This is a genomic window from Lachnospiraceae bacterium GAM79 (assembly GCA_020735665.1).
GTDB lineage: Bacteria > Bacillota > Clostridia > Lachnospirales > Lachnospiraceae > Coprococcus.
Genome location: CP085928.1, coordinates 437148 through 457865 on the forward strand (window position 1 = coordinate 437148; position 20718 = coordinate 457865).

At 40.8% G+C, this 20718-nt stretch carries 16 protein-coding genes and 1 pseudogene; 14 read left to right on the forward strand and 3 right to left on the reverse strand.

Annotated features, from left to right (window positions below; translation table 11 throughout):
• Nucleotides 1-7 precede the first annotated feature (7 nt).
• The 3 genes from LK416_01965 to LK416_01975 all read left to right on the forward strand — a co-directional run bounded on the left by LK416_01965 (nucleotide 8) and on the right by LK416_01975 (nucleotide 4640).
• Nucleotides 8-2650 (forward strand): valine--tRNA ligase, encoded by a 2643-nt coding sequence (locus tag LK416_01965; GenBank protein ID UEA74973.1) that lies wholly within the window; start codon nucleotides 8-10, stop codon nucleotides 2648-2650.
• A gap of 171 nt (nucleotides 2651-2821) precedes the next feature.
• Nucleotides 2822-3817, forward strand: a complete 996-nt coding sequence (nudC, locus tag LK416_01970) for an NAD(+) diphosphatase (GenBank protein UEA74974.1) — start codon at nucleotides 2822-2824, stop codon at nucleotides 3815-3817.
• A gap of 313 nt (nucleotides 3818-4130) precedes the next feature.
• Entirely contained in the window at nucleotides 4131-4640 is a 510-nt protein-coding gene (locus LK416_01975; GenBank protein ID UEA74975.1) for a flavin reductase family protein, read from the forward strand.
• A gap of 1 nt (nucleotide 4641) precedes the next feature.
• Here LK416_01975 and LK416_01980 read toward each other — a convergent pair whose 3' ends face one another.
• Nucleotides 4642-5529, reverse strand: coding sequence for a DegV family protein (locus LK416_01980; protein ID UEA74976.1), 888 nt, complete (start codon nucleotides 5527-5529; stop codon nucleotides 4642-4644).
• Between the two features lie 984 nt (nucleotides 5530-6513).
• Nucleotides 6514-7884 (reverse strand): IS1380-like element ISClsp2 family transposase, encoded by a 1371-nt coding sequence (locus tag LK416_01985; GenBank protein ID UEA74977.1) that lies wholly within the window; start codon nucleotides 7882-7884, stop codon nucleotides 6514-6516.
• 260 nt (nucleotides 7885-8144) lie between these two features.
• On the opposite strand from LK416_01985, the gene LK416_01990 reads away from it, so the two are divergent.
• Together LK416_01990 and LK416_01995 are read left to right on the forward strand one after the other, a co-directional pair.
• Nucleotides 8145-11870 (forward strand): M64 family metallo-endopeptidase, encoded by a 3726-nt coding sequence (locus LK416_01990; protein ID UEA74978.1) that lies wholly within the window; start codon nucleotides 8145-8147, stop codon nucleotides 11868-11870.
• Nucleotides 11851-12081 (forward strand): InlB B-repeat-containing protein, encoded by a 231-nt coding sequence (locus tag LK416_01995; protein ID UEA75852.1) that lies wholly within the window; start codon nucleotides 11851-11853, stop codon nucleotides 12079-12081. The genes LK416_01990 and LK416_01995 overlap by 20 nt, the downstream gene beginning before the upstream one ends.
• A 183-nt stretch (nucleotides 12082-12264) precedes the next feature.
• Here the strand turns inward: LK416_01995 and LK416_02000 are convergent, their stop codons facing one another.
• Nucleotides 12265-12501, reverse strand: a complete 237-nt coding sequence (locus LK416_02000; protein UEA74979.1) for a DUF6061 family protein — start codon at nucleotides 12499-12501, stop codon at nucleotides 12265-12267.
• Nucleotides 12502-12810: 309 nt separating this feature from the next.
• On the opposite strand from LK416_02000, the gene LK416_02005 reads away from it, so the two are divergent.
• The 9 genes and pseudogenes from LK416_02005 to LK416_02045 all read left to right on the forward strand — a co-directional run bounded on the left by LK416_02005 (nucleotide 12811) and on the right by LK416_02045 (nucleotide 20525).
• A complete protein-coding gene (locus LK416_02005; GenBank protein ID UEA74980.1) occupies nucleotides 12811-13161 on the forward strand; it encodes a GNAT family N-acetyltransferase in 351 nt (116 codons plus the stop codon).
• A gap of 11 nt (nucleotides 13162-13172) precedes the next feature.
• Complete coding sequence (locus LK416_02010; GenBank protein ID UEA74981.1) at nucleotides 13173-13766, forward strand: DUF3267 domain-containing protein; 594 nt, start codon at nucleotides 13173-13175, stop codon at nucleotides 13764-13766.
• 92 nt (nucleotides 13767-13858) lie between these two features.
• Nucleotides 13859-14314, forward strand: coding sequence for a GNAT family N-acetyltransferase (locus LK416_02015; GenBank protein UEA74982.1), 456 nt, complete (start codon nucleotides 13859-13861; stop codon nucleotides 14312-14314).
• 272 nt (nucleotides 14315-14586) lie between these two features.
• Nucleotides 14587-14889: a hypothetical protein gene (locus LK416_02020; protein UEA74983.1), complete on the forward strand. Its 303-nt coding sequence runs from the start codon at nucleotides 14587-14589 to the stop codon at nucleotides 14887-14889.
• Nucleotides 14882-15306: pseudogene (locus LK416_02025) on the forward strand (RNHCP domain-containing protein). Before LK416_02020 ends, LK416_02025 begins: the two are co-directional and overlap by 8 nt.
• A gap of 87 nt (nucleotides 15307-15393) precedes the next feature.
• The gene (locus tag LK416_02030) at nucleotides 15394-16029 is read left to right on the forward strand and encodes an N-acetyltransferase (GenBank protein UEA75853.1); all 636 of its coding nucleotides are present in this window, start codon (nucleotides 15394-15396) and stop codon (nucleotides 16027-16029) included.
• Nucleotides 16030-16371: 342 nt separating this feature from the next.
• On the forward strand, nucleotides 16372-17580 hold the full coding sequence (locus tag LK416_02035; GenBank protein UEA74984.1) for a YibE/F family protein: 1209 nt from the start codon (nucleotides 16372-16374) through the stop codon (nucleotides 17578-17580).
• Nucleotides 17581-17607: 27 nt separating this feature from the next.
• Complete coding sequence (locus tag LK416_02040; GenBank protein ID UEA74985.1) at nucleotides 17608-20115, forward strand: metallophosphoesterase; 2508 nt, start codon at nucleotides 17608-17610, stop codon at nucleotides 20113-20115.
• 113 nt (nucleotides 20116-20228) lie between these two features.
• Entirely contained in the window at nucleotides 20229-20525 is a 297-nt protein-coding gene (locus tag LK416_02045; protein UEA74986.1) for a nucleotidyltransferase domain-containing protein, read from the forward strand.
• Nucleotides 20526-20718: the final 193 nt, after the last annotated feature.

Genomic DNA, 20718 nt, shown 5'->3' on the forward strand with positions numbered 1-20718 from the left:
GGAACAGATGAAAGAACTGGAAAAGACATACAATCCGGCCGACATAGAAGACAGGCTGTACAGAAAATGGGAAGATAAGAAATATTTTCATGCAGAGGTAGATCGCAGTAAGAAACCATTTACGATCGTTATGCCGCCTCCAAATGTAACCGGACAGCTTCATATGGGTCATGCCCTGGACAATACGATGCAGGATATCCTCATTCGTTTCAAAAGAATGCAGGGCTACAGTGCATTATGGCAGCCGGGTACAGACCATGCAGCGATCGCTACAGAGGTAAAGGTAACAGAGAAATTAAAGGCAGAAGGCATTGATAAGAAGGAGATCGGCAGAGAGGCTTTCTTACAGCATGCCTGGAAATGGAAAGAAGAATACGGCGGAAGAATCGTAAATCAGTTAAAGAAGCTGGGTTCATCTGCTGACTGGGACAGAGAGCGTTTTACAATGGACGAGGGATGTTCAGAAGCAGTTAAGGAAGTATTTGTTAATCTCTATGAAAAGGGATATATCTACAAAGGTTCCAGGATCATCAACTGGTGTCCTGTATGTAAGACATCCATTTCGGACGCAGAGGTAGAGCATGTAGAACAGGAAGGACATTTCTGGCATATCAATTATCCGATCGTTGGAGAAGAAGGAAGATATGTAGAGATTGCAACGACCAGACCGGAAACCCTGCTTGGTGATACAGCGGTTGCTGTAAATCCAAAGGATGAGCGTTATAAGGATATCATCGGTAAGATGCTGAAGCTTCCTTTAACAGACAGAGAGATTCCTGTTATCGCAGATGAATATGTAGATATGGAATTCGGAACAGGCTGTGTAAAGATTACACCTGCACATGATCCGAACGACTTCGAAGTAGGTAAGAGACACAATCTGGAAGAAATCAATATTTTAAACGATGATGCTACGATCAACGAGAAGGGCGGCAAATACGCAGGCATGGATCGTTATGAAGCAAGAAAAGCAATGGTAGCAGATCTGGAAAAAGAAGGTCTTCTTGTAAAGGTTGTACCACACACACATAACGTAGGAACACATGACAGATGTAAGACAACGGTAGAGCCAATGATCAAGCCACAGTGGTTTGTCCGTATGAAGGAAATGGGCCAGGCAGCTCTTGACCTGATCAAGACAGATGAGCTGGAATTTGTACCGGAGCAGTTTGATAAGACATACATCCACTGGCTTGAAAATATCCGCGACTGGTGTATCTCCCGTCAGCTTTGGTGGGGACACAGAATTCCGGCTTATTACTGTGATGAGTGTCATGAGACGATCGTTTCCAGAGAAGTTCCGACGGTATGTCCGAAATGTGGATGCACACATCTGACACAGGATGAAGATACACTGGATACATGGTTCTCATCCGCACTCTGGCCATTCTCAACACTTGGCTGGCCAAAGAAGACACCGGAATATGAATATTTCTATCCGACTGACGTACTTGTAACCGGATACGATATCATCTTCTTCTGGGTTATCCGTATGGTATTCTCAGCACTGGAGCAGACAGGAAAGAGCCCATTTAAGCATGTTCTGATCCACGGATTGGTTCGTGACGATCAGGGACGGAAGATGAGTAAGTCTCTTGGAAATGGTATCGATCCGCTTGAGGTTATTGATAAATATGGTGCAGATGCCCTTCGTCTGACATTGATCACAGGTAATGCACCGGGAAATGATATGCGTTTCTATTGGGAGCGTGTAGAGAATTCCAGAAACTTTGCAAATAAGATCTGGAACGCATCCAGATTCATTATGATGAATATGGAAAAGGCTGATTTCTCAAATGTAAAATTATCTGATCTTACGATCGCTGACCGTTGGATCTTATCCAAGGTCAATGATCTGGCAGTTGAGATGACAGATAACATGGAGAAATACGAGTTGGGTATCGCAGTTTCCAAGGTATATGACTTCATATGGGAAGAATTCTGTGACTGGTATATCGAAATGGTTAAGCCAAGACTTTACAATGATGCAGACGAGACAAAGGCAGCAGCCCTCTGGACATTAAAGACCGTTCTGATCCGGGCATTGAAATTATTACATCCATATATGCCGTTTATCACGGAGGAGATCTTCTGTAACATTCAGGATGAGGAAGAATCTATTATGATCTCTGACTGGCCTGTATATAAAGAAGAGTGGAGCTTCAAACAGGATGAAAATGCAGTTGATACGATCAAGGCTGCGGTTCGTGCGATCCGTAATCTGCGTACCGGTATGAATGTACCGCCAAGCAAGAAAGCAACTGTATATGTTGTATCTGCTAAGAGTGAGATCCGTGATATATTTGAAGCATCAAAGAATTTCTTTGCAACACTTGGATATGCAAGTGAGGTATTCATTCAGGACAGCAAGAATGGTATTGACGAGAATGCAGTATCTACCCTGATACATGATGCCGCACTCTATATTCCGCTTGCAGAGCTGGTTGATATCGACAAAGAGATCGAGCGTCTGGAGAAAGAATCCGGTCGTCTGGCCGGCGAGATCAAGCGTGCATCCGGTATGCTTGCAAATCCTAAATTTGTAGATAAAGCACCGGCTGCTAAGGTAGAAGAAGAAAAAGCCAAGCTTGCAAAATATACAGAAATGAAAGCCCAGGTTGAAGAACGTCTGGCTCAGTTAAAGAAGTAATAACAGAGACGCAAAGCTGTGTCCATACATGAATCGAAACGACAGTGTCGACAGAAATGATTCATGGTATAAATTCAAAAAGAAAGAAACAGGCTGGCTGATCCGCATATAAAAGCACTGATAATACAGATGTTTTCATATCGTATCAGACAGCCTGTCTGGTATAGGAAGATGATACAGGATATAGAACCAAAACGGTTTCATAATGAATATGCATATCGAAAACCGCCGAAGAATGATGATGTGATCCTTGCATTTTCCGAGAAACTGATCCTTGCCAAAAAGGTAGAGGATGAGCATGAGCTGGTCTGGCTCACTGTCTCGGAATATAAAAGCTATATAGGAATAAATGATACGGTCACGCAGGATGCATCATGGCAGGATAATCTGACATACCTGTTTGTGATCGATGACAGACAGTATTTTTTGTATCGACCGCAGGATCTTGTCCGGACAACAGAGCCTTATTATGCTGAAAGATCAGCGAATGGAGCAACTGATGTAAATTGGGGAGAGCGTCTGGAGATTCCGGGTTATGAATACCGGAGCATGTATAAGACCAGAAGCTGCAAGCCAAAGGCAGAAGTGCTTGCGGCGGCAACCGGATGGCATCTGTATCTGTGGTATTCGATGAACCGCTATTGTGGAGCCTGCGGAATGCCTGTGCTCCCGGATGAGAAAGAACGGATGCTCCGTTGTCCGTCCTGCGGACATCTGATCTTCCCAACAATCGCACCGGCAGTAATTGTCGGAGTGACAGATGGCAATCGCATCATTCTTACAACTTACGCTGCAAGAGAGTATAAACGATACGCCCTGATCGCCGGCTTTACGGAAATAGGTGAGACGGTAGAGGAAACGGTTCGGCGTGAGGTGATGGAGGAAGTCGGAATACCGGTTAAGAATATCCGGTATTACAAATCACAGCCGTGGGGATTTGACAGCAATCTGCTGATGGGATTCTTCTGTCAGGCAGACAGAAAAAAGTCAGATGAGCATGGACCGGAACTGACTATCGATCATGAAGAACTTGCAAGCGGTGAATGGGTAGAACGCGAGCAGATCCCGGACTATGGAGAACATCTGAGTCTGACACATGAGATGATGATGCAGTTTAAACGATATGGACAGGGTGTGTTTGATCTGAAAACAGACCGATCACTATAAAAAAATAAAGTTATAGTATTTGATATCTGAATAAAATAAAAAAAGAAAAGCATAAGGTTGAAAATAATTTCATATATTATAAAACCTGTGTTAAAAAGTAATAAAAAACGATTTGTTTCTGAAAAGCTGTTGGTTGACAAAACAAAAGCGGATGGTATAATGAGCCAAAAACCAGTTGGTAATACCAGTGTACCATACGATTTTGCAATGAGGCATTGAGAATGATCAGTGCCTCATTATTGTATCAGGATGTATTTCTGTTACAGTAAACACTTCAGGAACTGAGTAATCAGAAAAGTGAGGTATTATCAAGATGAAAGAAATTAATGCAGAGGAATTAAAAGGAAATCTGATCGAAATGATCAACAAAAAGTGGGCACTTGTAACTGCAGGAGATCATGAAAAGGCAAATACGATGACAGTAAGCTGGGGTTCCTTTGGTGAATTCTGGTCAAAGCCTGTTATAACGATTTATATCCGCCCACAGAGATATACAAAGCAGTTTATCGATGAACAGAAGGAATTTTCCGTTTGTATGCTTCCGGAAGAGTACAGAAAGGCACTGACTTATTGCGGAAGAACATCCGGTAAGGATGTAGCGGATAAATTTGCAGGAGCAGGGCTCACCCTTGATTTCTGTGGTGATGTTCCGGTTATCAAGGAGGCAGGCATTACACTCATTTGCAGAAAAATGTGCGAAGGAGATATTGATCCTGCTACCTTTGCTGATCCTGAGGAAGGAGCAAAGGTATATCCGGATAAGGATTATCACAGATACTATATCGCAGAGATTGAAAAGGTACTTGTACCGGATGAATATTAAATTAATACGGGCGTTCGCGTCCGAGAAAGAACAGTCCGGCAGCGCCGGGACCGCAGTGGGATGCGGTAATTGTACCGGCATTTAAGATGCGTACCGGATGGGTGACATTCGGAAATGTCTGTAGGACGGAGTTCTTTAACAGATAAGCAAGCTCGGGGCAGGCAGCATGGGAGATGAAGCATTTTCCATTGTAGTCTGTCCCGTTTTCTGCGTAGTATTCCATCTCAGAGATCACCTCTCTTACGGCGCGCTTCTTGCCACGGACTTTTGTATAGGCATCTGCCATTCCGTTCTGATCCAGCCGGATCAGAGGATGAATGTTCAGGATCGATGCGATATGGGAAGCAGCGCCGCTGATCCGTCCGCTATGGTGCAGAAAGGTGAGATCGGTTGTAAAAAACTGATGATGGATACAGGTACGATGCTTCATGATCCAGTCGGCAGCTGTTGCCAATGAAAGACCTTCATCCCGCATATCGGCAACGTAGTCCGTTAACAATCCATACCCTCCTGCACCGCAGAGAGAATCAATGACCTGCAGCTGCTTTCCCGGATAGTTCTTTTTTATTGCTGCCGCCGCACGATAGGCATTATTTGCCGATCCGCTTAAGGCGGAGCTGAATGTGATATGAAGCACATCACCATTCTGTATCAGTCCTTCAAAGAAATCATAATAGGAAGCTTCGTTGATCTGGGAGGTTGTAGGCAGCAGCCCTTTTTCCAACATCTTATAATACTTCGGCATCAGATCCGGATTTCGTTCCATGTTATCCTCGTATACATGTTCATGAATGATGTAAGTATAAGGAATGACCGCAATTTCCCGTTCATTCAGATAAGAATATGACAGATCCGTTGTCGATTCACACGATAAGATAAAATTTCTCATGATAAAAACCTCCAATACAATTTCCGATATATTTCCTGTATTAGTATTACCGGTGTTGATGAAAATACTCTTTGAAAAAATTGTTATTATTGCGTATTTAGTAAATGACTTACTTGCATGGTTCATTGTAATATGGTTTGATCTGACTGGATATGATAATAAGTTCCAAAATATAAGATTGCATTGGCTGGTTTTGATAATTGGAATAATACATATTATTGCAACAACGATTTGCTGCGTGTTTTTCTATAAGAAAGCGAGAACAAAGTATAAGATTCAAATTGGAAGCAAGCTGTTCGTATTCAATGAGATTATGGCATTATTGCCTTATTTGTATTTAATGTTCACTTGGATTATCATATAACTCGGAACTTACGGAGGAAAATAGTAATGGCACTGTTCCTACTGATTACATATATAGTAATTTTAATATTTCAAATAATATTATTTGTGATAACCATTCGCAAGAAAACAAAAAAACTTTGGCGAATATTGTTTTCGGCAGAACTAATTCTGCTGCTTATATCCATAGGACTGATGATTTACTATAATAATCTTCCTGGATATGGATTTATGCCAGGACTAACTTATTTGGAAGAAGTAATGTTTAGTTTTGGAGCGGTTGTTTTGTACTGTATAAGTTTCCTGATTTCTATATGCAGTTATATTGCAATTTCAAATAAACAAACTTAATTTGAGGTATTCCACTTGTGCGTTTATTTGAGTTCCTTGAATGAGCTTAAATATTATGTTAATCTTTTAAAGAAGTTGGCGTGTAGTTGAGTAGAAAGATAAATCGGAATTTGACGAGGTATTGGTAGAATGGTAGAAGTTAAATTTTATGACAATGTCGCAGATGAACTTTTGAAGTTTGCCATATTTGTTATTGTATACTAAATTTTGAAAATGCTGCATAATTTTGCGTTCAAAAAAAGACTGCACCATTTGTGTGCAGCTGCCATTGCCATATTCAGCTACCTGTTGTCAGGTGATGAATGCAAAGCTGTCATAAAGACGCTTGAAAGTAAATCTCCAGCGATTACTCCTTCCAATGGACAGCACCAGACGGCCGGCATGTTCTGTCAGATGTCCCGCAAACTGCATAAGATTACTGATCACCGTACGTATTCTTCGGCGATGTATTTTCTTCCGGCCGGGAGCATCCTTCTTTTTCAGCGATTCCTGCCCTATGATTCGAAGGATATTATATGCGATCATTGTCAGCTCTAGCACCAGTTTGTTGCTCTCAAACTTTCCCGACGGGAGTCTTCCAACATCCATGTCCGTCTTGATTTCACTGTGATACTGCTCACTTTCTCCGTGGGCATGGTAAAGATTAATGACTGTTTCGTCTGGCAGGGAAGTGTTTGTCCAGTATGTGCCCAGTTCTATATCGGGTACGATAAAATACTGCCCATATCGGTCAATGGTTCTTTCCGTGATCTCATAAATTGTGCGTATTCCGACAGTTTTCTCCTCGTTATCAGAAAGGGAATATGTCACATTCCGGAAGGTCTGTCCGATATAAACAGTTTTCCCATCACGTGGATGCTGGATATTCTGGCAGCATTCCCTGACGGATTCCAGCCATTCTTCTTTACTTTCCTGTCTGGGATTCCGTTTTATGATGAAAGACACATTGTTGTATTTATAGCTTTCTTCCATAAAGATGCCTATGTTTTCAGATGCATCGTTGCCGGAATCTAGCCGGATGAGCAGTGGTTTTTCCGTCAGCTGTCTGCACAGTTCAATGGTCTCTCTCAGGAAATCAGGAGTTTCTTTCTGGCAGTGCTGTTTCCCAATCCGCAGTTCAAGATTGACGAGGTATCCTTCTGTGCCGATATATGCCATAATTGGTGCATATCCGTCAAAACCCTTGTAGGTACGGGATACGCCTTCCTTATTGGATTTCGAATTGTCAAAGGGGGTTACATCAATATCGACAGGAACAAAGCCGTTATCCAGGGCTGTCGGCTCTATGTGCATTTCACGCAGCATGTCGACATTTGCCTGCTGGATGTCTTTGCGCAGGGAATCCCCGATCATGTCAAAACGCTGACGGAGTGTTTCGGCGGAAGGAATCGCATAGGAGATGCCTAATGCGTATTTGTAGTAGTCAGGGTCATCTATCATTTCACGGACAGCCTCATACTGGGGTTTTCCCTGACAGAGCATACCAATATAGGTGAGGAGCACGTCTCCATTTTTTATCTGTTTCTGCAGATAATCTTTTGAAATTGGAGCACGGTTGATTTTTTTAACAAAACTGCTTTTTCCAAGTATTTGCCCTACGAATACCAGACCACTGGGAGTAATGAGCCGCTCATCGCTGAATTCAATGTGTATTTTCTTCATTGCACTGCCTCCGCCTATCTTTTGATACTTTCATTATACAGGATAATGCATGATGATACAGTAAAAAAACAAAATTTTGTTTAACCTAGTGGGTGAAATAAAATGTATTGCGAAAATCAGTTTCCAGCAGGTATTATTGCTGAAAAAAAGGGATGTAACACTATGGTAAGTTTCACGGAATAAGGTGGATTTTCATTGACGCATATAACACCTTACAATATAATAAAAGCAAATATGTAGCTTATAAAGGAGGTTCCTTAATGACGAAAAAAATAACCGCAATATTCTTGGCATTGTGCATGGCAATCTCCGTTTTGCCGATGACCATTCAGGCGGCATCAAAGCCCGATATTAAAGTTGGCGACTATGTTAAAATGGGCGCGTATAACAATGCCTCAATTCTTTGGCGATGTGTAAGCATTGACAATAACGGACCGCTTATGCTTGCAGACAAAATTGTTGACACCCTTGCATATGATGCCAAAACAAATGACAACAGCAATTCAAAATCACACAGCAGAAGCTATAAGCGTGATGATTACGGTTCTAACTATTGGAAAGACAGCAATATGCGTTCTTGGTTAAATTCGACCGCAGCTGAAGGCAAAGTCGATTGGCTTTGCGGCAACCCTCCGAAAGACGGATATGTAAGCGGTGTGGGAGCGTACAACGAAAAAGCGGGTTTTCTCAACGCTTTTTCAAAATCTGAAATTGCGGCAATGAAAACCGTTACCCAGCGTTCTCTCGTTTCTCATCCCGAATACAACAAGGGCATAGTTGATGGAGACGCAAATTCGGATTTGTTATACTACACCGATATTTCGGAAGCGGTGGCAAACTACGACAGTTCATATTTTGAAACTACAACCGAAAAGGTTTTTCTTCTTGATGTAAAGCAGGCTAATGCCGTGTGGAAAAATCTCAAAGGTTATTATGTTGCGTATAATAATGACGGTATGGCTTGGCCTTATTGGCTTCGCACTCCTGTTACCGATTGCAATCACGATATGCGTTATATCAGTTCATCGGGTCAGGTCGGTCGTTATGCTCCGTGGTATTCCGATTTGGGCGTAAGACCTGCATTTTATCTCGATTCCGAATATTTTGTTACAACTTCCGGCAGCGGCTCACAAAGCAGTCCTTATATCGGCTCTGCTCCAAATAAGCAAGAGGATGATTATACAATTTCGGAACCTGCCGAGGACGCAAATCCCGATTGGAATGTCAGCACCGAGCAAAGCATTCAGCTCACCCTCGGCCCGTGGTATTCAAATGACGGAAAATATTCTAATCCTACCATCCCTGTTTATACCATCCAAAAAACACGCAGCGACACGGAAAATATGGTTGTTGTCGTTTGCGGCGAGGGATACACAAAAAGTCAGCAGGGCAAATTCATCAATGATGTCAAACGACTTTGGCAGGACGCTATGAAATATGAACCGTATCGCAGTTATGCCGACAGATTCAATGTTTACGCTCTTTGCACAGCTTCCGAATCGACTTTTGACAATGGTGGAAGCACCTTCTTTGATGTTATAGTCGACAAATATAATTCGCCTGTTATTTCTAATAATCTCCACGGAAGTCAGTGGAAAAATCATATTTTTGAGAGATGTATCGGTCCTGAATTTATCGAGAAAATTCACGATGCTCATATCAAAAAAAAGTGTGATCCAAACACAATTCCGTCCGGTTCGGAATATGAGCCTTATTATTATGTTCACGATTATATTGCTCAGTTCGCTATGGTTGTAAACACAAAATCAGATTTCGGCGGTGCTTATAATAACCGTGAATACGGCTTCCATTATTTCATTTCGCCATCAGACAGTTATCGTGCGTCAAAAACTTTTGCACACGAGTTTGGACACGGTTTGCTCGGTCTCGGTGATGAATACAGTAACGGATATTTGCTTGACGATAAGGAACTTAAATCACTCAATCTTTCCTCGGTTGAAGACCCGGAAAAGATAAAATGGCGACAGCTTTTAGGTTTTAGAAACACATATACCTGCCGCAATGCTTACGGCTCAAAAATGCTTGTTTCAAGTTATGAGTGCATAATGAGAGACACAAACTATCAATTCTGTGAGGTTTGCCGTTTGCAGGGCTTCAAGCGAATGTCTCAGCTTGTTAAGGATGTAGACCTTTATGTTGCAACTCCCGAGGTTAAGGAATATACGGGCGCTTATTCAAAGCCGTCTGATTTTACCGACCTTGAAACAAGTTCATATTATAATTACACATATAATCGCAATGACCGACTTTTGAGCGGCAACAGCAAAAGCAGATTTAATACTAATATGAACGGTAAAAAAATCGAGCTTAGAACTGTTATTCAAAACATTTCAGATAAAAATGCACGACAATTAAAATTCAAAATGTGGATTAAGCACTCCGACGGAAGCGTTGCGACCGATTCATCGGGGAATCCGCTTCAAACAGTACAAACCTTTGACATTCCTGTTTGGAATGATAAGGCAAATTTCTGGCCGCTCGGTGCTTTGGATCACATCAAAAGCGACTTTAATTCAGGCTTAAAGAGTTGCTCGCTTATTTATCAAATTCCGTCTGATGCACAGCTTAAGAGCGGCGATACCGTGGCATTTCAGGTGCTCGATGAAAACGGAAATGTGCTTGCAGACGACAATACGGAAACACAGCGCTACACAACCGTTTCAATTCAGTATAAATTTGAGGACGGCTCTGAAATTCCAAACACTGCCGGCGGAACATTTACCGTGCCATACGGCACAAAGCTTGATTTAACACCGGCAAAAACACTTTATGATTATGAATTTATAAAGGTTGACGGCTTGAATAAGCCTATTGTTTCGGACGGAACGGTTGTTACATATTATTACAAAAATAAAAACGAAGAACACACTCACAATCTGACTTTGGTTGCTGCGAAAGCTGCCACCTGCACTACTGCGGGCAATTCCGCATACTACACCTGCGATGGCTGTGACAAGTGGTTCGCAGATGCAACAGGATCGGTAGAAATTACCGATAAAACCAGTGTGAAGATTCCGGCTCCCGGACATACCGCAGGCAAAGAATGGAAGTCTGATGATACTAACCACTGGCATGAATGTTCTCGTTGCCACGACAAAAAGGACGAAGCGGCTCACGATTACGGTTCTGACAATGTTTGCGACACCTGCGGATATTACAAAACTGTACCGCACACTCACAATCTGACTTTGGTTGCTGCGAAAGCTGCCACCTGCACAGATGGCGGTAAGGAAGCATACTACAAGTGCGAAGGTTGTGGCAAGTTCTATGAAGATGTACTCGGTACAAAGGAAATAACCGACCTTGCATCTTGGGGCAATATTGCTAAGATTGCCCACACCACAAAGCAAACCGTAACAAAGGCAACCCCAACAGCAAACGGCAAGATAGTAAATTACTGTTCGGTATGTAAGAAAACTCTTTCAACGACAGTAATTCCAAAGGCATCAAGCATAAAGCTTAAAGCAACATCATTAACATATAATGGAAAGGTTAGAACACCTAAGGTTATTGTTAAGGACAGAACAGGAAAGACACTTGTTAAGAATACTGACTATACTGTGTCTTATGCAAAAGGCAGAAAGTATGTTGGCAAGTACGCAGTAAAGATTACCTTTAAGGGTAAATACAGCGGAACAAAGACGCTTTATTTCACAATCAAGCCAAAGGCAACAAGTATTTCCTCACTTAAAGCAGGTTCAAAGAAGTTTACAGTAAAGTGGAAGAAGCAGGCTACACAGACAACAGGCTATCAGGTACAGTACAGTGCCTCAAGTAAATTCAGCAAGGCTAAGACCGTAACAGTAGGCAAGAATACAACAGTATCAAAGAAAATTTCAAAGCTTTCGGGCAAGAAAAAGTATTATGTAAGAGTTCGCACCTATAAGACAGTTAAGATTAACGGCAAATCCATAAGGATTTATTCAGGCTGGTCAAAAGCTAAGACTGTTACAACAAAGAAATAAAAACTATACCGTAACCTTTGATTCTGCCGGTGGCTCTGCAGTAACGACTCAGACTATCGAAGAAGGTCAGAAGGCAACCAAACCTGCCGCTCCTACCAAGTCTGACGATACCACCAAGCCTTCGGATGATGTTCAGAATCCGCAGACCGGCGACAACAGTATGAGTGGCTGTGGATCGCTCTGCTGTTCGTCAGCGGCTTCGGAGTTGTGACAACTACTGTTTATACTAAATTAGACGAAGCAATTTCTGATGCTGTTAAAACTGGGAAAATCACTCAAGAAGAAGCGAACGCAGCTTACAAATAAATATACGAGGCTTGTCTTAAAAAAGACGAGCTCAAAATGACAATGAAACTGTCACTCTCTGGAGACACTAGGAGTGACAGTATAATCATCATAAATAAAATGAATCTTCGGCATCAACCCACATCTGCATAGTTCCATCAAGGTATAGTCTTGCATATTCAAGTGGTTCATCAATAGCAAGTGCATTTAATGCACAATCTAATCTGGGTGTTGTTTTTAAATTCTTTTCTGCTTCCCAGCAGTCAATGCGGAGCATATAGCCAGCAGAAGTATAAACATCAATGCTGTTGCGTTGTGGATTGTATTCTGCAAATATTGTTCTCATCGTATCAAATCTCCTTATCATTCAATCAATCATTTGTTACAAAAATCAGAAGCATTTCAATCAGTTCACCATGTCGTTTTTATTTTGTGTTATACTGTTTTAGAGGATTTTCTTTTCCTTGTATTTTCCCTTATCAGGGTTCATAAATCCATATGGGAAGATATAACATAAGGGAAAGTCTAAGGGAAAGATCACCTGCGACAAACTTAGTGTTTTCAAGGGATTCAGAGATATTTGATAATAAAATATAACAATTATTAAATCCCTTGGAATACATGAAATCTCAATTCCAGTTTATGAGGATAAAAGATGGAACTTAGAGAATACAAGTCAACTGACTGTGAGCAGATGGCGCAATTGTTCTACAATACGGTACATAGCATAAATGTAAAGGATTATACAGAAGAACAGTTAAATGCATGGGCAACCGGTAGCGTAGATTTACAAGAATGGAACCACTCTTTTTTAAATCATAAAACAGTGGTTGCAGTGGAGGATGATGAGGTTGTTGGATTTGGAGACATTGATCAATCTGGCTGTCTGGCTAGGCTGTATGTCCATATAAATTATCAGGGGATGGGAATTACACTTAAAAACTATGTGATGGAGAAGAAAACTTCTAGCGGCTTTTCTGATAAAAGTTCAGGAGGTAATGAATAAAGGGATTTAATATGATAAAAATTGTGTGGTCAATAAACGATATAAATAAATATCAAACAGGAAATTTGCTGGATGGTGCAGTAAAGATAGAAACACCGCAGAGTGTTGGTGAACTGATGAAAAAAGCAGTGCCAATTGCTGTAATTTTATGTGTTATCCTTTTTATTGCTATGCTTTGTAAAACGATAATATGCAAGACCGTTGTAATCTCGCCAATATTTATTCTGGTCGGATTTGCTTTCGGTTTTTTACTGTTAATAATTCATGAGTGGTTACATGGAATTGTTTATCCTAAGGAAGCAGATGTAACAATAGGCAGAATAAAAGGAAAGGCAACATTTGTTGCATTAGCATCATATCCATTGAGGCGAGATCGGTTTATATTGATGTGCCTGTTGCCATTTGTTCTTGGGTTAGTTCCATTTATATTATTTGTAATTAGTCCTGCTGAATTTAGAGTATTAAATGGATTGAATTTTGGCATGGCATGTATGGGGATGATTTCGCCATTCCCAGATGTGTTTAATGTCCTTGTCGTTCTAAGAAATTCTGAAAAAAGCGATTTAATAATGTTCTACAAGAATGATATGTATAAGATTTCTTAAATTTTTGTTTGGAAAAATGCTTAATTATTCAAGTGAAAACATATAGCAATTAATACGGGAAAGAAAAATCGGAATTTGGAGAGGTATTGTTTATGAAGATTGAATATAGAAAAGCAGATATTACGGATGCAGAATTGCTAATAGATATTTATAATTTTGCATTTTATAGTGATTATATTAAATATGGTGAATGTCCGGCGTATGGAAAGACTAAAGAGATGATGGAAAAATCTATAATAGAATATCCAAAATTTATTATTTTATATAATGGTGAACCGGTCGGTTGTGTTTCTTGTAAAAAAGTGGAAATGCGAATATATGAAGTTGGGTGTTTGTGTGTTGTCCCAGAGTTTCAAGGAAAAGGAATTGGAACGCAAGCAATTAGATTTGTAACATCACACTATAGGGATTGGGATAAAATTACCTTAGTTACACCCATAGATAAAAAGAAAAATGTAAAGTTTTATACAGAAAAATGTGGATTTAATATAGTGTCTATGGAAATGGATGGAAATGTTAAAGTAGCACGATTTGTTTTAGAAAAATGATAAGAAAGACAGCCTTGGCAGGCCGTCGTGCAGCAATTTTGTTCCATTAGAATTTTATTAACATGTTATATTGAGAAATTGATTTCGATTTAAATCGAATTAGAGGTTGTTGTTATAGTTTGCGTATGGTATTCTGAACAAAATACAACCAGAAAGGTTCAAAGAGAGTTTTATGAAGAATTATAAGGTAATTGTGCGATAGCAGTGGCTATTGCAAAAAAAATTAAATGCTATAGCCATTGCATCCTAAGGTGACAATTAGGAGGACGCATATGAGCTATGTTAATGCAGATGAAGTCTTGCCAGAAGACTTGATTAGAGAAATTCAAAAATATGTTGATGGCAAAGTTTTATATATCCCGCGCAGGAGTGAGAAAGCAATGGGCTGGGGTGAAAAGAACGGTGCCAAAAACAGGCTTGCAAAGCGAAACAAGGAGATAGTAAGTAGATTCAATTCGGGTGAAACTATCGCAGAACTTGGCAAAATGTTTTTTCTTTCAGAAAAAAGAATTCAAGGAATAATACGTGAATATGAATCCTCAAAAAATCAAGATGGAGGATTCAACAATGAATAGAGAAAACAAGCGCAAGCAATACGAAAAGGGATATTATAAGACGCATCCCTGTAACGAAACGTTTGTTTGTAAAAATTGTGGAAGAACTGTAGCTCCAGAAGGGGCAGGAAGTGACCATAGAAATCATTGCCCGAATTGTCTGTACAGTCTACATGTTGATGTTGAACCAGGAGACCGAGAGTCCGATTGCGGTGGTCATATGGAACCAGTATCAGTATGGGTAAAAATAAGGGCGAATGGGCTATTATTCACCGATGTAAGATGTGCGGAGCATTGAGTTCTAACAGAGTTGCGGCAGATGATAATCCAATGAAGCTAATGTCAATTGCAATGAAACCTATTGGCCATCCACCATTTCCGCTTGAAAGGATTGAGAAAATGACAATGCTAATGGGTGGAGAGGGATATCTTAAGTAGTTAAATTAAAACATGGGCATCTGTCATTTGGTTAACGGATGCCTTTTTGAGTTTGGAGAAAATTGCAATATAAGGAGAGAACGTGAAATGATTATAAGAAATGAAAAAACAGATGATTATAGAGTTGTAGAGGAAATGATAAAGGAGATATTTTGGAACTTGTCTGTGCCGGGATGCAATGAACATTATTTTGCCCATTTGGTTCGAAATAGTGAAGATTTTATTCCGGAATTAGATTTTGTATTAGAAGAGGATGGGAAAATAATTGGTTCTATTATTTATGTGAAGGCAAAGCTGGTTGCTATGGATGGAACAGAAAAAGAAATCTTATCTTTCGGCCCATTTACAATTCATCCCGACTATCAAAGAAAGGGCTATGGAAGAAAGCTTCTTGAACATTCATTGGAGGCAGCAAGAAAGCTGGGCTTTGACACGATAGCGATTTGGGGGAATCCAGAAAATTATGCTTGTTATGGATTTAAAAATTGTAAGCGATATAATGTGTGTATAGACAAAGATGTATACCCGGTTGCTCTTATGGTAAAAGTTCTTGACGAGGATGCTCTTGAGGGAAAAATGTGGAAATATGTTGAAAGCCCTGCACATGAGATGGATGAGAGTGGCTTTGAAGAATTTGATAGTTCTTTTGAGCAGATGGAAGAAGGCTATAAATATACACAAGAGCTGTTTTACATTTATTCAAGATCGAATGTATTACGATAGTTTGTTACAGTTAAAAAACTGGAAATTGTATGTTTGATCAATTACAGATTCTAAAAATGAATAAATCAGACATTAAGAGTAGATAACCTGGAACATGGTTATCTATTTTTAATTGCCTTTATTTTTCAAAGACAACACAAATATAACCAACAGGCAGTCTTATAACGGGACTGCCTGTTTTTTCGTGAATTTTACAAAAGAAATATATGCTCCTTGCAATCTTTACGGAAGTGTGATAGCAGGCACATGCAGGCATATCTATAATAAATACAGAAATGAAGTGAGACCACCTCAAGGAGCAGGCAGGTTCGCCTCATATGTATAAGGAGCAGGCAGCCGGAAATGAAAGAGACAGAGAAAAAAGACAAAACGATAAGGGAAACGGATGAAAAAACAGGTGAGCATCTTGTTTTATTTGTGAGAAGAAATGCAGTATATATCGCGGTTTTCCTGATCGGAGCAGCCTTTCTTCTGGCGGCAGGTTCATTTGATTGGGATCGGATCAACAGCTATACAATGTACAACAACGACAGCAGGACATTCGTAAGAGGGCGGGTAGTATCTGTCGATAATGAGCGGCTGGAGACAGATCCATATGATCATTCCAGATATCTTGGGGAACAGGAGCTTACAGTTCTGATTCTGGAAGGAGATCAGAAAGGCGACAAAGTATCGATTGATAATTATTTGTCGCAGACACATAACATCTATGTAAACGCTAATCAGAAAATAATCGTATGTGCAGATATGCCGGAGGGAGTAGCTCCCTACTACACAGTATTCAATTATGACAGGTGCCTGCCACTTGGCATCCTTGTGGTGGTATTTGCCACGGTAATGTTGTTTGTGGGAAAAGGAAAAGGCTTACGGGCATTAGCCGGTGTCGTTTTTACACTTCTTCTGGTAGTACTGTTTATGGTTCAGGCGATCTACCACGGATTTCCTCCTGTAATTGTCTCAATCCTGACCATATTAACAGGAACAGCAGTCAGCCTGTTGTTGTTAAATGGCTGCAGCAGACGGACGGCTGTATCCGCACTTGCTACTGTACTTGGAGTTGCAGTAACAGGAATTATTTTTTACATAAGTTCAAAAACCTTACATCTTACAGGATTTAACAGTGACAATGCGGAAGAACTACTGGTCATTCAGGGAGCGACAGGACTTTCGGTTCGATCACTTCTGATCGCAGGCGTTCTGGTATCTTCCCTTGGAGCCGTTATGGATGTGGCAGTTTCCCTTACGGCAGCGCTTATGGAACTGGTCGCTGTAGATCCTTCGGTAACCGCTCGACAGGTTATGAAGTCGGGATTTAATATCGGAAAAGATATGATCGGAACCATGAGCAATACGCTGATCCTTGCATTTGCGGGAACGGCACTCAATACGATGCTGGTATTAACCGCCTATGGAGTGAGCCGGACACAGTTCATATCATCGGACTACCTGGCGATCGAGCTTGCACAGGGATTGTGTGCAACGATCGGAGTGATCCTTACCGTACCGATAACGACAGGAATCTGCGCAGCAATGCGCATTTCACATAGATAAAATGAAAAGATGAAAAGAGGAAAATGAATGAAAAAACACAGACGTAAGACAACAGGAAGACTTTCTGCACTTTTGTCATTATTGTTGGTAGCAACGATGGCACAGCCCCTTTTTCAGACAAGGGCAGCAGAGAATGATGTAACAATGGATGGAAATGTAACATGGAGTTATCTGGATGATGGAAGCGACCCGGCAGGCGACAGCATAGCAGCAGGCTATGACCGGACAAGCTGGACCAAGGATGACTATGACATATCTGCATGGAAGACAGCGACAGGTCCTTTTGGAGCAAAGAAAGGAAAAATCAATGATCTGGGTGGCGGATGTACACCAAAGACATTATTAACACAGTACAAGGCAGATGGAACAACCGATATTGAAGCGTTTTTCTTCCGTACGGATGTAACGATACCGGATGCTTCTAAGGTAACGAAGATATCAGGAAGTGTGATCTATGATGATGCAGCAACCGTATATGTAAATGGTGTGAAGATTGCAGGCTTTGATGATGACAGCATAACAGGCAATCTTCAGTATGGCGGTTCCAATGCCGGCGATCCAAAGACCGGAACGATCAGTACCAGTGATCCGGCAGCACTTGCGGCAGTGAAGGATGGAAAAAATGTTATAGCAGTAGAGCTTCATCAGGGACGCTCATCCAGCTCGGATATTTATTTTGATATGCCGACTCTTACATTTGAGACGACAGTATCCGTACCGGTATATACACAGAAGAATATCTCATGGACGGTTGGTAAGGATGCGTCTGAGATCAATGTAACCTGGTATGCAGATGTTGATGGAACAGGCACACTTCTGGTTGCTAAGAATTCAGAAGTCAGTGGGAACGAGATGCCGGCAGATGCAAAGAGCTTCACGGCAAATGAAACTGCATCCAACAAATCCGGTTACTACAACTATCAGACGACAGCAACCGGACTGTCAGCTGATACGACATATGCTTATCAGTTGGTAAATGGAGAGACAAAGTCAGAGATCCGTTCCTTTACAACCGGTGGAACAGGCGCATTCTCATTTGCAGCAGCAGGTGATCCACAGATCGGTGCAAGCGGAAGTTCTGTAAACGATACAGACGGATGGGAGAAGACGCTAAAGCTGATTTCCGGCAACAGTGCATTTGACGGTGTGGACTTCCTGTTATCAGCAGGTGATCAGGTAAATACAGCATCAAATGAAGATCAGTACGACGGATATCTGGAGCATGATACTTTACTTGATCTTCCAACCGCAACAGTGGTAGGTAACCATGATTCCGGTTCTGCGGCGTACGATCAGCATTTTAACAATCCGAATGAAAGCAGCTATGGAACGACTGCAGCAGGCGGAGACTATTATTTCGTATACAATCATGTACTGTTCCTTGCACTGAACAGTAACAATACATCGACAGCCGAGCATAAGGCATTTATGGAACAGGCAATGCAGGCAACTGCAGGTCAGGATATTACATGGAAGGTGGTTGTATTCCATCACTCCATTTATTCCGTAGCAAGCCATTCTTTGGAGAGCGGCATATTGACAAGACGAGAGGAACTGGTTCCGGTATTCAAGGATCTTGATATCGATGTGGTTCTTATGGGACATGACCATGTATATTGCAGAACCTACATGATGGATGGACTTGATCCGATGACAGATGCATCGATCTATAATGATGCCGATTATTCATCGATCACAAATCCAACAGGAATCTTATATGTGACATTAAACTCTGCATCTGGTTCCAAGTTCTACACGATCAAGAATGCAAGCTTCCCATATTCCAGAGTGATGAATCAGGAAAATGTTCCAAACATTTCAAGAGTAGATGTGTCAGACAGCCAGTTTAAGGTAACAACATATAGAACCAGTGATATGAGCGTGGTTGATTCATTTGCAATCAATAAGAAGCATGTACATAATATGAAGGCAGTATCTGCCGGAGAAGCCACCTGTCTGGATGAAGGAAATATCGCATACTGGTACTGCGATGAATGCGGCAAATATTTCCGTGATGCAGACGGTGAACAGGAAATCACACTTCTTGATACAGTAGTTGCGGCAAAGGGTCATCAGTATGGCGCATGGCAGGTTGTAACAGCAGCCACAACATCTGCTACAGGAATAAAGAAGCATGAATGTACTGTTTGTGGAAAGGTAGAGACAGCCGCTATACCGGTTATACAGGAGACGACAACGGAGAATGTGACGACTGAAGAAGAAACGACAGAAAAAGTTACGACCGAGGATGCTACAACCGAGACAACTCAGAAAGCAACCACGGAGGATACAGATTCAGACAGTGATGAAGATACCACCGAGGAACATACCGGTGAGATGGAAGATACAGAATCAACAATATCTTCAGAGACTACTAAAGATACAGGTACAACCGAAGATAAGACCGGTAAAGATTCTAAGCTCGTAAAAACAGGTGATACAACCCCGATCGTTTATGTAGCAGTTCTTGCAAGCTGCGCATGCTTTGTTGGAGCTGGCTGTGTGTTCGCAAAGAGCAGAAAGAATAAACAGTAAGTGTCAGTCATACAGAAAAATATAAGAATCCCGTTTGGTGTATGCCGGGCGGGATTCTTGTGGTATAATAAACATAAAATTACTTGCTTGCATATTTTGAGAGGGAGGTATGTATGATGTGTTATACAATTGAAGAAATCAAAGATAAAACAATACCAATTGCAAAAAAACATGGCATATCTCGTATGTGTTTGTTTGGTTCTTATGCAAGAGGAGAAGCAAATGATGACAGTGATGTAGATCTTTATGTGGATAAAGGAAAGATGACGAGTTTAATAAAGTACATGGCGTTCGTGTATGATTTAGAAGATGAATTACAGTGTCATGTTGATGTCGTTACGACGGGTATAAAAGACAAGATATTTTTAGACAATATTCAAAATGAGGGGGTGGTTCTTTATGAAGAATAATGATGTAGAGATTCTTAAGAAAATAATTGGATATTGCGATGATATAGAACTGCTGAAAGAACAGATTAATAAAATCATTTAATATTGTAAGAATGAATCAAATAAAATATGGGAAAAGACTGTTGTTTGAATAATTCAAACAGCAGTTTTTTTGATTTTAAAATAGTCGAAAAAATGATAAAAATATCGTTTT

Coding starts and splice junctions, on each gene's coding strand:
- LK416_01965 (UEA74973.1), top strand. CDS start 8: ATGAAAGAACTGGAAAAGACATACAATCCGGCCGACATAGAAGACAGG.
- nudC (UEA74974.1), top strand. CDS start 2,822: ATGATACAGGATATAGAACCAAAACGGTTTCATAATGAATATGCATAT.
- LK416_01975 (UEA74975.1), top strand. CDS start 4,131: ATGAAAGAAATTAATGCAGAGGAATTAAAAGGAAATCTGATCGAAATG.
- LK416_01980 (UEA74976.1), bottom strand. CDS start 5,529: ATGAGAAATTTTATCTTATCGTGTGAATCGACAACGGATCTGTCATAT.
- LK416_01985 (UEA74977.1), bottom strand. CDS start 7,884: ATGAAGAAAATACACATTGAATTCAGCGATGAGCGGCTCATTACTCCC.
- LK416_01990 (UEA74978.1), top strand. CDS start 8,145: ATGACGAAAAAAATAACCGCAATATTCTTGGCATTGTGCATGGCAATC.
- LK416_02000 (UEA74979.1), bottom strand. CDS start 12,501: ATGAGAACAATATTTGCAGAATACAATCCACAACGCAACAGCATTGAT.
- LK416_02005 (UEA74980.1), top strand. CDS start 12,811: ATGGAACTTAGAGAATACAAGTCAACTGACTGTGAGCAGATGGCGCAA.
- LK416_02010 (UEA74981.1), top strand. CDS start 13,173: ATGATAAAAATTGTGTGGTCAATAAACGATATAAATAAATATCAAACA.
- LK416_02015 (UEA74982.1), top strand. CDS start 13,859: ATGAAGATTGAATATAGAAAAGCAGATATTACGGATGCAGAATTGCTA.
- LK416_02020 (UEA74983.1), top strand. CDS start 14,587: ATGAGCTATGTTAATGCAGATGAAGTCTTGCCAGAAGACTTGATTAGA.
- LK416_02030 (UEA75853.1), top strand. CDS start 15,394: ATGATTATAAGAAATGAAAAAACAGATGATTATAGAGTTGTAGAGGAA.
- LK416_02035 (UEA74984.1), top strand. CDS start 16,372: ATGAAAGAGACAGAGAAAAAAGACAAAACGATAAGGGAAACGGATGAA.
- LK416_02040 (UEA74985.1), top strand. CDS start 17,608: ATGAAAAAACACAGACGTAAGACAACAGGAAGACTTTCTGCACTTTTG.
- LK416_02045 (UEA74986.1), top strand. CDS start 20,229: ATGATGTGTTATACAATTGAAGAAATCAAAGATAAAACAATACCAATT.